This is a genomic window from Micromonospora sp. DT15 (genome assembly GCF_049841475.1).
Classification (GTDB): domain Bacteria; phylum Actinomycetota; class Actinomycetes; order Mycobacteriales; family Micromonosporaceae; genus Micromonospora.
Genome location: NZ_JBNCKJ010000016.1, coordinates 1 through 12,953, shown reverse-complemented (window position 1 = coordinate 12,953; position 12,953 = coordinate 1). Strand labels below are relative to the sequence as shown.

Here is a 12,953-nt window from a genome sequence, read left to right as displayed (position 1 = left end):
CGACGAGCGGAACTTGTCACACCGTACGGCTAGTGTCGTTGCCCGTGACCGCACCCGCAGACGTCCCGCCCGAGGTCCTCGACCGGCTGCGGCCGATCTGCCTCGGCCTGCCGGAGACCTACGAGGAGCCTGCCTGGGTGGGCACCCGCTGGCGGATTCGCAAGCGGACCATCGCCCACGTGCTCACCGTCGACCCCGATCGCCAGCCGGTGCACGCCCGGGCCGCCGCACTCGACCAGCCCGCCTGCCTGCTGACCTTCCGGTCGCCACTCGACGAGATCGCCGGGCTCCTCGCCAGCGGGCACCCCTTCTACAAACCGGACTGGAGCCCGACCGTGATGGGCATGGTCCTGGACGACAACACCGACTGGGAGGAGGTGGGTGAGTTGCTCACCGAGAGCTACTGCGTCATGGCTCCGAAGCGGCTCGCCGCCCGGGTCGGCCCCTCGGCACCGCAGATGCGCTGAGCACGGCGGCGCCTTCAACCGGCGGTTTCGGCCGGCACGCTCCGGGGATACCGCGCGATGTCGTCGCTGCCCACCGAGGAGGATCACCGTTTGACGCCGGTGCTCCAGGAAGACCGGGTGTGCACGGGCGTGACCACTGTGCGGGGGCGGGTGTTCCTGAGCTACCCGTCGGCGGATCGGCCCGGCGTGCAGGTGGTGGAGGCACTGCCGGACGGTCGTCGTGTCCCGTACCCCGATGTCGCCTGGAACCGTGCCGACCAGCCGCCGGACGGGGCGTTCGTGCACGTCAACGGGTTGCGCGCCGGCCCGGACGGCCGGTTGTGGATCGTCGACTCGGGTTCGCCGCGGATCGGCGGCGCGCAGGTGCCGGGCGGCGCTCGGCTGATCGTTGTCGACCCGGACGACGACCGCGTGGAGCGGGTCTACCACCTCGACGAGGCGGTGCACCCGGGCAGCTACGTCGACGACGTCCGCTTCAACGGCCGGGTGGCGTATCTCAGCGACGCCGGGGCGGCGGGCCTCATCGTGCTCGATCTCGACTCGGGTCGGTCGAGACGGGTGCTGGACGGGCATCCGAGCACGGCGGGCGGCCCGGTGGTCGCCGACGGTCGCGTGCTGCGTGACCCGGACGGCACCGAGGTACGCCTGCACCTGGACCAGTTGGAGGTGTCGCCGGACGGTCGCTGGCTCTTCTACCAGCCGGCCTCCGGCGGAATGTCCAGGATCGCCACCCGGTGGTTGGACGACCCGTCGGTGTCCCCCGACGAGCTGGCCCGGGCTGTCGAACGCTGGTGTGACACACCCAGCACCGGTGGCACGGCCATCGATGCCACCGGCACCATCTATCTCAGCGACCTGGAACGGCGGCGGGTCCTCGTCCTCGCACCCGACCGCAGCGTACGGACGCTCGTCGTCGACCCCCGACTGGCCTGGGTGGACGCGATGTGGCTCGACGCCGATGCCCGGCTCTGGATGCCGGCGGCTCAACTGCACCTGACCGCCGGGCTCAACGGCGGTGTTGCGGCCGTCGACTACCCGGCCCAGATCTACCGGATGCCCGTCGAGATCGGGCCGCCCGCCCGGGACCACGTCTGAGTGCTGAGTCCGGCAGCCGCCGATCCGCACCGGGTTTCCCCCGTCCTGGCCACCGGCTGACCGTTCGCGGTCATCGGCCAGGCACGCGCCTGTCCTGACGTGTCGGCGCTGTCGCAGGGTGCCGCTAGGGTCCCGGCCATGGCTGATTTCGTGTTGGTGGCAGGGGCGTGGCTAGGGGCGTGGGCGTGGGACGAGGTGGTGCCGCCCCTGCGGGCGGCCGGGCACGGCACCCACCCGCTGACCCTCTCCGGCCTCGCCGACAAGCGGGGTGTCCCGGCCGGGCAGCAGACCCACGTGCAGGACATCGTCGACGAGATCGAGAGCGGCGACCTGCACGATGTGGTGCTGGTCGGGCACAGCTACTCGGGCATTCCCGCGGGTCAGGCGGCCGAGCGGATCGGCGACCGGTTGAGCCGGGTGGTTTTCGTGGACTCCGAGGTGCCGGTCGACGGTGGGTCGTTCGCCTCCGGCTGGTGGCAGGGCCAGGCGGCGTTCGAGGCGCAGCTCGCCGACAACGGCGGCGACTGGGCGCCGCTCGGCGCGGCCGACTTCGATGGTCAGGGTCTCACCGACGAGCAGGTCGCCCGGCTGATCGAGGGTTCCACGCCGCATCCGGGCGCGACGCTGACCGAGCCGGCCGTGGTGGGTCGCCCGCTGGGTGAGCTGCCGGCGACGTACGTCAAGTGCCTGCTCGACGGGCCCGAGCCCAACGACACGGTGGCCAAGCTGCTGACCAGTGACCAGTGGCGACTGGTCACCATGGACACGGGCCACTGGCCGATGTTCTCCCAGCCCACCGAGATGGCCAGGATCCTGCTGGCGCAGGCCGCCTGACGGGCGGTGTCCTGGGCCGCGGCCCAGGACACCGCGCCGCCTCGTCGGTCAGGTCGCCGTTTCGTCGAGGGTGTGGATGTGGCGCACCGGTGACGCGAACAACCACAGCACGGCGAGCACGCCGCCGAGGCCGGCGATGGCCAGGGTGGGCCGCAGCCCGATGGTGGTGCCCAAGGTGCCGCCGACCAGCGCGCCGAGCGGTCGGATGCCGTAGTTGACGGCGCTGTAGGCGCCGGCCCGGCGTCCCCGCGCGTCGTCGGGTGTCACGGCGGTGAGCAGGGCGTTGAGGTTCACGTCCATGAGCATCACGCCGATGCTGGAGACGAGCTCGATGGCCGCCAGCATGGCCACCTTCGTCCAGGTAGGTCCGGAGACCAGCGCGGTCAGCGCCAGCGGCGCGGGGAAGAGCACCGCCCCGATCATGGCGGTACGGCCCAGGCCGATGGCGCGGGAGACCCGTGGTGCGAGCGCCGCTCCCGCGAAGCCGCCGAGCGCTCCGAACCCGAGGGCGATCCCGATCGCGCCGGCCGACAGGTTGAGTTCGCGGCTGGCGTAGAGCACCAGCAGCGCGCCGGCGATGAAGGTGAAGAAGTTGACAGTGCTGGTGCAGCCGAGGGCGGCCCGCAGCACCGGGTGCCGCAGCACCAGCGTGAGCCCTTCGCGGACCAGGCCCAGCGTGGACGTTCGACGCGGCGGTGGCGGCGTCTCGGTCACCGGGATGCGGCGGAGCAGCAGCGCGGAGCCGAGGAACGACACACCGTCGACGAGGATCGCGACCGGCGCGCTGAGGGCCTGGACGAGCCCGCCGCCGACGGCCGGGCCGGCGATGAACGACAGCGACCGGCTCATGCTCAGCTTGCTGTTCGCGTCCACGTACGCCGATCGCGGCACCAGCGCGACGAAGAACGCCTGACGCGCCATGGCGAACAGGACCGCTCCGAGGCCGGTGAGCAGTGCCACCAGGTAGAGCTGGGTGAGGGTGATCGCGTCGAACAGGTAGGCCACCGGCAGGCTGAGCAGCACCGCGGCGCGGACCAGGTCCGCGATGATCAGGAGTCGCCGCTTGTGGGTGCGCTGGTCGACCCAGGCACCGAGGAACAGACCCAGGAGGTTGGGCAGCCAGATCAGCGCGGTGAGGACGCTCACCTGAATGGGCGTCGCGGTGAGCAGGGTGACGGCGATCAGCGGCAGAGCCAGTTCGCTGATCCGGTCACCGAACTGGGAGATCGTTTCGCTGATCCAGAAGGTGCGGAACCGTCGGTCGCGGTGCAGGGCCGGCGGGGGCACGGCGCCGGTGGCGCTCAGGGAGCCGGCGCCGGTGGCGGTCATGACGTGGCCGCGTCGTCGTCGCCGGGCTCGGGCAGGAGGTAGCGCAGCATCCGGACGATCCGCGCGCCGTCCGGGGCCGACTCCTCCTTGCGCCGCACGTACGGGGCGATCAGCTCTTCGATCGACTCCTCCAGCTGGCGGAGCTCATCGGCCGTGGCCACGAACCGGGTGTCGGCCATGCCGGCCAGCGCTCGCCACTCGGGGTCCAGCCGGGGCTCCTCGCGCAGCAGCCACTGCTGGGGCGCGTCGGCGTTGCGGGCAAACATCTCGCCGCGCAACTGCTGGCTGGCGGACTGCCCTTCGGCGCTGTCGGGCGCGGTGAAGCGGAAGCCCCGGGCGACGGCCTGCCACCAGCGTTCCCGCTTGCTGGTGGCGCCGTCCCAGTCGTTGACCAGTCCGAAGGTCGCGAGGTGCCGCAGGTGCCAGCTGACCACCGACGGTGTGGCGCCGACGTGCGGCGAGAGCCCGGTCGCCGTCGCCGGGCCGTGCCGCTGAAGGTGTTCGAGGATGGCCAGCCGCACCGGGTGGGCCAGCGCCCGCAGCGCCTGCGGCTCGGTGATCTCGAAATCCCCGTACGGATTCTTGAGAGACATGTTTCGAGAGTAGTCTCTCAGATTAGATCGGGGCAACCCCGAGCCGCCGCAGCGGCACGCAGATCAGGCGATACCCAGACGCGCCAACGGCTCGACCAGTTCCCGCTCCTCGTAGCTGAGGTGCGACAGGAGGGCGTCGGTCAGCAGGTCCACCGCGGCCCGCAGCTCGGCGAGCCCATCCGGAGACCCGACGTACGCGACCAGGGCCCGATCGACACCCTCCAGCACGTCGTGGATGACGTGATGCTCCTGCTCCAGCCGGTCGACCACCGGGGCGAGTCGCGGGTCACGAGCCCGCAACCGGGGAAAGAGCGACTGGTCCTCGATCGTGTGGTGGGTGGTGACGATGCGGCAGTAGGACTCGCAGTAGACGCCGAGGGTCCACCGGTTCTGCCGCATGGTCATCGTGTTGATGTGGGACCGGGCCGCACCGGCGTCGATCTCGCCGGCCGCCACCTGCTCGATCAGGTCGTGAATTTGGGTCAGCTCGGCGCGCAGCCCGTCGTGGACCTGCACGAGGTGCGCGCCGGTGGCCTGCTCCTGCGGGGTGTAGGTGCGCTCCGGGTCGGGCGCGGGCCCGGTCGGCCGGGCCGCCTCGTCCCACACCTGCCGCTCGCTTCGCCGTACGCCGTCGTCGGGGGTCGGCACCACGGCGAACGCACCACCGGTCGCGGTGGCGCGGCTCGCCCGGACCGGCGGCGCAGCGACCGGCTCCGGCTCCGGTTCCGGCGTACGTGCCGGAGCCGCGCCCCGGTCACGTTCGGCGGCGACGAGCTCGCGGACGGCGGGCGCCACCTCGCCGGCGAAGCGGCGCAGGTCGTCGGGGTCGTCGCTGCCCAGGATGAAGGTGCCGACGCCCTCTTCCAGCGCCAGCTCAGCCAGCTCCTCGGCCCACTGCTCGGCGGGTCCGTTCAGCGGGCCGCGCCCGACGGCAGAGAACTCCCCGGCGATGTTGAGCAACCGACGCACGTCCTGCGGGGACCGGCCAGCCTGCTGCGCGGCGTCGTCGATGATCGCGTTGCCCCTGGTCAGATCACCGGGCTGGAGGTAGCCCAGCGAGGGCAGCCAACCGTCGGCCCGACGACCGGTGAGCTGGAGCATCCGGGGTTTGTACGCGCCCAGCCAGATCGGCACCGCGTGGGCCGGAGCCGGACCGCGCTTGGCACCCACCACCCGATAGAACTCGCCGTCGACCCGCACTCCGCCGCGCGTCTCGACGTCCCAGAGCTGACGGACGACCTCGATGGCCTCCTCCAGTGCCCGTACGCCCTGGCCGGGGGTCAGCCGCCGACCGCCCATCGCCTCGATGGCGTCCCAGAACGCCCCTGCCCCGAGGCCGAGGCCGACCCGGCCACCGCTGAGCAGATCCAGGCTGGCCACACTGCGGGCGAGCACCGCCGGCGGGCGCAGCGGCAGGTTCGTCACGTTCGCCGCCAGGTGCACCCGGCTGGTGCGGGCCGCCACGAAGCTCAGCAGCGTCCAGGTGTCGAGGAACGCCGGCTGGTACGGGTGATCCTGAAAGGTGACCAGGTCCAACCCGACCTGCTCGGCCAGGACGGCGACACCGACCGTACGGTCCGGATTGTCAGCGCTGGGCGTGACGAAGGAGCCGAAGACCAGGTCGTGGCCGTAGTCGCTCATCTGCGAGCCTCCCCATTTCCCCGACGCCTCGGTCGATGCGCCGTGACCATAACCTTATGCCAGACAGAACATCTTCTGCCAACAAGGTCTGCCTCGCTGCGGTATTGTCGGGGGATGACGGGTGCCTCTCACCGGCCGGACCGGCCCGATCCGCTCGACGACGACCTGGGCTGGATGCTCGGCATCGTCTTCCGCGGCTACGTCCGGGCGGCCGAGCACGCGCTCACCGACTTCCCCGGTGGCCCGCGCGGCTACCAACTACTCACCGCGGCCAGCAACGGGCCGGCCCGAAACCAGGGCGCGATCGCCGAGGAGATCGGCATCGACCGCACCGTCCTCACGTACCTGATCGACGACCTGGAGCGGCCCGGGTTCGTCGCCCGGCGCGCGGACCCGGCCGACCGGCGCAACCGGCTCATCGAGGTCACCGACGCCGGCCGTGCCGCCTGGGAAAAGCGGCGGGTCGCACTGCGGCAGGTCGAGTCGCATCTGCTGGGGGCGCTCACCCCGGCCGAGTCGGCGACGCTGCGGTCACTGCTCCAGAAGGTCGCCTGCTCGGCCCAGGCGGCGGACCCGCTGCGTGACCTCTGCGAGGTGGTGACACAGGTGCAGGCCGACCCGGAGCCTGCCGCGCCCGCTACACGTCGCAGCGGTGCCGCGGCGGCGCGGGGTGGGCGAACCGCCACTCCCCGAGCCGGCCGCAGCAGGCCCGACTGACCTGCGACCACAGCGCGACGGGCCTGCCCCGCACCACCGGACGTCGTCCGTCGAGCGGTGCCGGACAGGCCCGCGATGTCGCTACCGCATCGGTCAGCGCACGTGCACGAAGACCGGGTTCGAGTAGAACCACAGGTCGTCCCACGGGCTCTCCAGCCCGTCGGCGAGCGGCTCGGCCTCGTCGGTGCTGGTGCCGCGCACCCGTGCGTAGGTGTCCGCCTCGACATTGCGCAGGGTGTGCCGGATGACGTAGCTGTCGCCCCGCCGACGCCAGTCCCGCGGGCCGAACCGGGCCGCCACGGTGGTGGTGGGATTGGTGTCGGCGTCCAGGCTGGCGCTCGGGCCGGTGATCTGGCCGACGATCAGGTCGACCCGGCGGACCTCGGGTCGGTCGCCGTTCGCGTTCACCCCACCCAGCGGGCGGAAGGTGATCTCTATCTCGACATCGGTACGGCTACGACGGCTCACCGTGATCGTCTCGCCGACCTCGGCGGTCCTGCCCTGGGACGTGGCGGTGACGTCGAGGCTGCGGATCAGGTCACCGGTGGTGACCCAGATCCGGCCGTTGCGCAGGCCGTCCATGATGTCGCCGTAGTCCTGGCGGGCGTGCACGTACGTCTTGCTGTACTCGCCGGGCCAGAAGTCGGAGCCGCCCCTGGTCCAGTGCACGTGCGAGTCCGAGGTCGCGGTGATCCACCAGCGCCGGCCCTCGCCGAGCAGTGAGTCCCACAGGCCGCCGACCCGGGCGGTCATCTGGTCGAAGCCGCCGTAGGTGGGGTGGTTGCCGTAGCCGCCCCGCTTGCCGCCGTTGAGCGGGCCGGCCTGGTGACCGGGCGCGCCCTCGAAGCCGATGTAGACGTCCGGCGCGGCGTTGTTGCCGTTGCGGAACTCGCGCGGGGTGTCCTGACCGTAGACGCCGAGACCGGGCGCCGAACGGGACGCGTGGTGGGCGATCACCAGCGGCTTGTGCGGCATGCCCCGGGCCACCTTGAGGAACTCCACCATCTTGGCCTCGGTGTCGCGGGCCGGGTCGGTGGGGAACGCGTCGTACTTGGCGAATCGGCTCTCCAGCTCGAAGAGCTGCTTCGCCTCGTCCTCATGGCGCGGGATCATCAGCGTGTGGTGGTCCAGCGAGGGCGCGTCGAACTCCATGCCCCAGAACTGGAGCACCTCGGGGACCAGCTTGCGGGACCGCAGCAGGTCGGGGTACGCCTGCTCGATGTTCACCTTCGAGTGGGTCGGTCCACCGTGGTCGGTGCACATCGCCCAGGTCAGGCCGAAGTTCTTCGCCATGATGGCGTTGGTGACGATCGGGTAGACCGCGTCCGCGCCCTTGTGGAAGACGATCGGGGACTTCGTGGTGTCGAACTCGCCGCTGTACTCGGAGTGGATGTGGTGGTCGCCCGCACGCCACGCCCGGTTCTTGGAATTACCCCGGTCGGTCTTGTCGTCGTCACCCGGTCGGCGGTCCTCAGCGGCCCAGGCCGCGCCGGCGCCGACCAGTGGGCTGGCCGCGGCCAGCGTCGCGCCGACGCCCGCGTACTTGACCAGCTTGCGCCGGGACAGCTGCGCGTGCTCGGTCTCTTCGGGATGCTTGTCTCTCACCTGAGAGCCTCTCCTCGATCAAGCGAATGCTCTTTCGATCAAGGAGCCTCGGAGAAGGCGGTGAACAGCCGCCGTACGCAGCGGGTGCGCGCGATGAACACCCTGCCCCGACCTGGCCGAAGCGCCGAATTGGTCAGCAGCGGGTCACCCCGTGATCGCGCGCTGTCCAGTCCGGCCCGGCCCCGGCAGGGCCGGGTCAGGGCGTGCACCGACCGGTCTCCCGCCGACGGCCCGGTCAGATCCGGGCACGCGGCAGCCAGCCCAGGAAGCGGAGCCGGACCCGGGGCAACGGCATCGTGGGCAGGTCCTGAGCGGCGGCGACGAGGCAGGAGCCGAGATAGACCGCGAGTGAGGCGCGCGCTCCACCGAACTCGGCGAGCAGTTGGCTCTGCTTGGTGGCGCAGGGCCACTCGCGGCCGCATCCGGTGCAGGTCCAGCTCGGCGGGTTGGGGAGGTGCTCCGGCAGCTTGGCGCGCCGGTACCGACCGACGACGCTGTTGTCCGAGCGCACGTCGCGGCGCCGTGCGGCGGGACCTTCGTTGCGGTGGGCCACCGGACGGGCGCCGGGCAGGTAACGCCCGACCGTGCCGAAGAGCACGCCGACGCGGATCAGGGCGTCCGGTCCGACGTGCTGGGCCAGCAACGCGGTCATCAGGTAGTGCCCGAGCAGGTCGAAGGCGTCACGGTGCAGACGCAGGTCCCGGCAGAGGTCGACGAACTCCGGCGTGGTCAGCGGCACCCGGTCGTCGAGTGCGCGCCGCAGGACCTCCCGGAGCCCACGCCCGAGCCTCTCCAGCGCGTCCCCCTCGCCCAGACCCAGGCTGTCCTCGTCCGCCACCCGGGCCAGCGCCTCGGCGACGGCCAGCCGAACGACGCGGTCAGGATCGGTACTGTCCAACGCTTCCCCCTCCGTGGGTCGGCCTCGCGGCAGTGAGCCGTTCGGTCATCCTCCGACGAATCATGAACAAGATTTCGCTGTCGGCCGCGCGGATGGCTAGGACAGCGGACGCAGAACCACGTGGCGCGCTAGCCGGAAAACGAAGTCGAGCTGCTGACACATCGCCGTGATTCACAGCACGACACGTCGGCGATTGTCGTATGGTGACATTCCCATCGACGGATATTGCGTCTCTTCACCGCACCGCCGGCCAACGATGTGCCGGGTCACCGCCGAGCACCCCGGCACGTCCCGAACCTGCCGCTGGCAACCGTTCCAGCACCCGGCGGCACCTCCACCGGACGGAGACAGCGGATGACGTCATCGCATGTGCAGACCCACCAGTTCGACAGCCGTGATCCAACGGCCATCCAGGAATTCCTGTCCGCCACATACGACCCGAAGCTGCGCATTCAGAGCAGGAACGCCTATCGGCTCACCCATCACCGCGTCGACACCGGCCCCTTCGCCATCGCGACCACGCGCCAGAACGGGCACCTTGAGATCGACGTCAGCGCCCTCGGCAGGCTGGCCATCGGTCGCAACCGCACCGCGCACGGCGATCGCTCCTGCGCCGGATCGGACCACCGGTTCGGCCCCGGCGACGTCTTCCTCGTCACCAGGCCGCAGGAGCCATGCACCGTGCACTGGCATCCCGGCGAGGTGGAGCTCTGCGTACTGGACCTGTCGGTGCTGGAGCAGGTGGCCACCACCGCGCCGGCCCGCCGGCCCGGTCGGATCGAGTTCACCGAGCTCGGTGCCGCCAGCGCTGCCCTTGCCCGGCAGTGGCGCAACACCACCAGCTTCGTCCGCGACATCGTGTTGAACAGCCCGGCCGACGGGGCACAGTCGCTGGTGATCGGCAACGCCGCCCGGATGCTGGCCGCGGCGGCGCTGGCGGTCTTCCCCAACACCGCGTTCACCGAACCGACCGCCGCGGACCGGAACGACGCCACCACCGCCACGTTGCGACGGGCGATCACGTTTCTGGAGGAGCACGCCGACCGGGACATCAGCGCGGCCGACATCGCCGGCGCCGCCGGTGTCTCCCTCCGGGCGGTGCAACTCGCCTTCCGCCGTCACCTCGGCACCACCCCGATGGCCTACCTGCGTCGGGTCCGGCTCGTCCGGGCACACCACGACCTGGTACGCGCCGACCCGCGCCAGGAGACGGTCTCGGCGATCGCCAGTCGGTGGGGATTCGCCAGCCACAGCAGGTTCACCGCGCGATACCACGCCAGCTTCGGTGTGCCGCCGCGCGAGACGCTGAATGCCTGAGACCCACGCACCGGACGTCAACCAGCCAGGCGACCGGTGTTCAACCGAGGACGCGGGCGAGGCGTCGAACGGCCTCGTCCATGAGTTCGGGTGCGGCTGCCGCGTAGGTGAGGCGTAGGTGCGGGGCCGGGGGGTCGGCCGCGTACCACGGCCGGCCCGGGAAGACGGCGACCCCCTCGGCCGCCGCGGCAGCGGCCAGTGCCGCCTCGTCGCTGCCGGCGGCGAGGCGCACCCAGAGGTGCATGCCGCCACGTGGGATCGATGGGGGGGCAATGCCGGGCAGGTGCCGGCGTAGGGCTGTCAGCAACGCGTCGCGGCGTATCCGGAGGGCTGTGCGCAGTGCCCGGCGATGCCGCGACCACGACGGAGAGGTGAGGAAGTCGATCGCCGCCTGTTGCAGTGATCCGGCGACGAAGAAGTCGTCGAGCAGCCGGGCAGCGCGCAGTCGCGCTCCGGCCGGGCCGCGGGCTCCGATGGCGGCGACGCGCAGCCCGGGGGCGGTCGACTTGGTCAGCGAACGAAGGTAGATGACGTGACCGTCGGGATCATCGCTGGCCAGTGGTGGCGGAGCCGGATCGTCGATGGTGAGGTCACGGGCGTAGTCGTCCTCGATCAGGAACGCCCCGGCGTCGCGGACGACAGCGGCGACCTGCGCCCGGCGGTGCTCCGCCAGCGTCGCGCCGTGCGGGTTGGCGTACAGGGGCTGGCAGTAGAAGAGCCGGGCGTCGGTGCGGGCGAACGCGGCGGCCAGTTGGTCGGGCCGTACCCCGTCGGCGTCAGCGGGCACGGGTACCACCCGCAGCCCGGCCGCGCGGGCGGCGGCCAACGCACCCAGGTAGGTCGGCGACTCGACGAGCAGGGCGTCGCCGGGCGCGGTGAGCGCCCGCATCGCGGACGACAGGGCGGCCTGCCCGCCGGGGCAGATCACCATGTCCTCGGCATGCAGCCCCGCCCCGGCCTCGCGGGCGAACCACGCGCGCAGGTCCGCGCGGCCCTCGACCGGCCCCCGCTGCCAGCTCGCGGGCTGGCGGGCGGCTCGGGTGAGGGCGGCTCCGAGCGCAGCGGCAGGCTGTAGGTCCGCGTCGAGGTAGCCACCGGACAGCGGGATCGTTCCGGCGGGCGTCAGCGCCAACAGCGCCTGCATCTCATCCTGACCGAACCGGCGGGGCCCGAGCGCGACGGTCTGCCAGGACAGGTCGGGTACGCCCGGCTCGTCCGGTGCAGTGGCCACAAAGGTGCCTCGGCCGGGTCGCGCCTCGATCAGCCCTTCGGCCGCCAACTGTCGGATGGCCTCGGCGACGGTGACCGGCGAGGCCTGGTGTCGGGCGGTCAGCTCTCGTACCGAGGGCAGCCGGGCGCCGGGGCCTGCGGCGGCCGCGAGGGTCCGCAGATCTTGGATAACGCGTTGGGCTGCGTTACCGTTCTCCATGAGGGACAAGAGTAGCGCTACTGCGGTAAACACGGTAACAGCGGACCGGCTCTCCGGGCTAGGTCTCGGCGCCCTGGGCGTGCTCGGCTTCAGCCTGTCACTTCCGGTCACCCGCATGGCCGTGCAGCAACTCGACCCGTGGTTCGTCGCCTTTGGCCGGGCAGTCGGCGCGGGCCTACTGGCATGGGCGTACCTGCGTCTCACCGGCGCACCGCGGCCCACCCACGGTCAGTGGCGACGGCTGCCGATCGTCGCTCTCGGAGTCGTCGTCGGCTTTCCCCTGTTCACCTCGATGGCGCTTCTCACCCAGACCTCCGCGCACAGCGCGGTCGTCATCGCCGCGCTGCCCGCGATGACGGCCGTGTTCGCGGTGCTGCGGGCCGGCGAACGCCCACCGCCGCTGTTCTGGATCGTGAGCGCCGGCGGGCTGCTGGCGGTTCTCGCCTTTCTCGGCGCCAGTGGCGCGGTACGCGGTGCCCTCACCCTGCCCGACCTGTTCCTGCTCGCGGCGGTCGTGCTCTGCGGCCTTGGCTACGCCGAGGGCGGCGCGCTCGCCCGCGAGTTGGGCGGCGCTCGGACGATCTGCTGGGCGTTGCTGCTCTCGCTGCCCATCACCGTTCCGGTCACGGCCGTTGCCGCCGCCGTCAGTCCGCCGCGGGCCGACGCTCTCGGCTGGTCGGCGTTCGGCTATCTCACCGGGGTCTCGATGTTCCTGGGCTTCTTCGCCTGGTACGCGGGCCTGGCCCGGGGCGGTGTAGCGCAGGTGGGCCAGGTCCAACTCGCCCAGCCGGTGCTGACCCTGGGATGGTCGGCGCTGCTGCTCGGCGAGGTGGTCTCTCCCGCCTCGATCGTGGCGGCGCTGGCGGTGCTGGGATGCGTCGTGGCGACCCAGCGCATCCGCCAGAGTCCACGGACGGTCGTGACGCGGCGCGAGTCCGGCGTGGGTTCGTCCTAGCTGTACTGCCCAGGCACGTTGGTTGAGGTTGTGTGACGACACGACCTGACGGATCTTGATCGGCGAGGACCTC

Annotated in this window: 12 protein-coding genes; 6 read left to right on the top strand and 6 right to left on the bottom strand. The window is 71.6% G+C overall.

What is annotated here, in order from left to right; all coding sequences use genetic code 11:
* Window positions 1-44: 44 nt before the first annotated feature.
* The 3 genes from ACLQ3F_RS28795 to ACLQ3F_RS28785 all read left to right on the top strand — a co-directional run bounded on the left by ACLQ3F_RS28795 (window position 45) and on the right by ACLQ3F_RS28785 (window position 2,396).
* On the top strand, window positions 45-467 hold the full coding sequence (locus tag ACLQ3F_RS28795; protein WP_425852626.1) for an MmcQ/YjbR family DNA-binding protein: 423 nt from the start codon (window positions 45-47) through the stop codon (window positions 465-467).
* Between the two features lie 57 nt (window positions 468-524).
* A complete protein-coding gene (locus ACLQ3F_RS28790; protein WP_425852624.1) occupies window positions 525-1,562 on the top strand; it encodes an SMP-30/gluconolactonase/LRE family protein in 1,038 nt (345 codons plus the stop codon).
* Window positions 1,563-1,700: 138 nt separating this feature from the next.
* A complete protein-coding gene (locus ACLQ3F_RS28785; RefSeq protein WP_425852623.1) occupies window positions 1,701-2,396 on the top strand; it encodes an alpha/beta fold hydrolase in 696 nt (231 codons plus the stop codon).
* Between the two features lie 48 nt (window positions 2,397-2,444).
* Here the strand turns inward: ACLQ3F_RS28785 and ACLQ3F_RS28780 are convergent, their stop codons facing one another.
* The 3 genes from ACLQ3F_RS28780 to ACLQ3F_RS28770 all read right to left on the bottom strand — a co-directional run bounded on the left by ACLQ3F_RS28780 (window position 2,445) and on the right by ACLQ3F_RS28770 (window position 5,959).
* Entirely contained in the window at window positions 2,445-3,725 is a 1,281-nt protein-coding gene (locus ACLQ3F_RS28780) for an MFS transporter (protein WP_425852622.1), read from the bottom strand.
* The gene (locus ACLQ3F_RS28775) at window positions 3,722-4,318 is read right to left on the bottom strand and encodes an ArsR/SmtB family transcription factor (RefSeq protein ID WP_393224398.1); all 597 of its coding nucleotides are present in this window, start codon (window positions 4,316-4,318) and stop codon (window positions 3,722-3,724) included. Before ACLQ3F_RS28775 ends, ACLQ3F_RS28780 begins: the two co-directional genes overlap by 4 nt.
* 63 nt (window positions 4,319-4,381) lie before the next feature.
* Window positions 4,382-5,959, bottom strand: a complete 1,578-nt coding sequence (locus tag ACLQ3F_RS28770) for an LLM class flavin-dependent oxidoreductase (RefSeq protein WP_425852619.1) — start codon at window positions 5,957-5,959, stop codon at window positions 4,382-4,384.
* Between the two features lie 114 nt (window positions 5,960-6,073).
* Here ACLQ3F_RS28770 and ACLQ3F_RS28765 point away from each other — a divergent pair, with 114 nt between their 5' ends.
* Window positions 6,074-6,676, top strand: a complete 603-nt coding sequence (locus tag ACLQ3F_RS28765) for a MarR family winged helix-turn-helix transcriptional regulator (protein WP_357201359.1) — start codon at window positions 6,074-6,076, stop codon at window positions 6,674-6,676.
* 93 nt (window positions 6,677-6,769) lie between these two features.
* On the opposite strand, the gene ACLQ3F_RS28760 is transcribed toward ACLQ3F_RS28765, so the two are convergent.
* Together ACLQ3F_RS28760 and ACLQ3F_RS28755 are read right to left on the bottom strand one after the other, a co-directional pair.
* On the bottom strand, window positions 6,770-8,281 hold the full coding sequence (locus ACLQ3F_RS28760) for a phosphoesterase (protein WP_355010023.1): 1,512 nt from the start codon (window positions 8,279-8,281) through the stop codon (window positions 6,770-6,772).
* A gap of 235 nt (window positions 8,282-8,516) precedes the next feature.
* Window positions 8,517-9,179 (bottom strand): hypothetical protein, encoded by a 663-nt coding sequence (locus tag ACLQ3F_RS28755; RefSeq protein WP_425852618.1) that lies wholly within the window; start codon window positions 9,177-9,179, stop codon window positions 8,517-8,519.
* Between the two features lie 354 nt (window positions 9,180-9,533).
* Here ACLQ3F_RS28755 and ACLQ3F_RS28750 point away from each other — a divergent pair, with 354 nt between their 5' ends.
* On the top strand, window positions 9,534-10,496 hold the full coding sequence (locus ACLQ3F_RS28750) for a helix-turn-helix transcriptional regulator (protein ID WP_425852616.1): 963 nt from the start codon (window positions 9,534-9,536) through the stop codon (window positions 10,494-10,496).
* Between the two features lie 40 nt (window positions 10,497-10,536).
* Here ACLQ3F_RS28750 and ACLQ3F_RS28745 read toward each other — a convergent pair whose 3' ends face one another.
* Complete coding sequence (locus tag ACLQ3F_RS28745) at window positions 10,537-11,925, bottom strand: PLP-dependent aminotransferase family protein (protein ID WP_425852614.1); 1,389 nt, start codon at window positions 11,923-11,925, stop codon at window positions 10,537-10,539.
* On the opposite strand from ACLQ3F_RS28745, the gene ACLQ3F_RS28740 reads away from it, so the two are divergent.
* On the top strand, window positions 11,924-12,880 hold the full coding sequence (locus ACLQ3F_RS28740) for a DMT family transporter (protein WP_425852613.1): 957 nt from the start codon (window positions 11,924-11,926) through the stop codon (window positions 12,878-12,880). The two genes, ACLQ3F_RS28745 and ACLQ3F_RS28740, sit on opposite strands and share 2 nt — an antisense overlap.
* The last annotated feature ends 73 nt before the right edge of the window (window positions 12,881-12,953 follow it).

Bases quoted from the DNA above. Each gene is read 5' to 3' on its own strand.
- ACLQ3F_RS28745 (WP_425852614.1), bottom strand. From the start codon at position 11,925: ATGGAGAACGGTAACGCAGCCCAACGCGTTATCCAAGATCTGCGGACC.
- ACLQ3F_RS28775 (WP_393224398.1), bottom strand. From the start codon at position 4,318: ATGTCTCTCAAGAATCCGTACGGGGATTTCGAGATCACCGAGCCGCAG.
- ACLQ3F_RS28770 (WP_425852619.1), bottom strand. From the start codon at position 5,959: ATGAGCGACTACGGCCACGACCTGGTCTTCGGCTCCTTCGTCACGCCC.
- ACLQ3F_RS28740 (WP_425852613.1), top strand. From the start codon at position 11,924: ATGAGGGACAAGAGTAGCGCTACTGCGGTAAACACGGTAACAGCGGAC.
- ACLQ3F_RS28785 (WP_425852623.1), top strand. From the start codon at position 1,701: ATGGCTGATTTCGTGTTGGTGGCAGGGGCGTGGCTAGGGGCGTGGGCG.
- ACLQ3F_RS28765 (WP_357201359.1), top strand. From the start codon at position 6,074: ATGACGGGTGCCTCTCACCGGCCGGACCGGCCCGATCCGCTCGACGAC.
- ACLQ3F_RS28780 (WP_425852622.1), bottom strand. From the start codon at position 3,725: ATGACCGCCACCGGCGCCGGCTCCCTGAGCGCCACCGGCGCCGTGCCC.
- ACLQ3F_RS28750 (WP_425852616.1), top strand. From the start codon at position 9,534: ATGACGTCATCGCATGTGCAGACCCACCAGTTCGACAGCCGTGATCCA.
- ACLQ3F_RS28790 (WP_425852624.1), top strand. From the start codon at position 525: ATGTCGTCGCTGCCCACCGAGGAGGATCACCGTTTGACGCCGGTGCTC.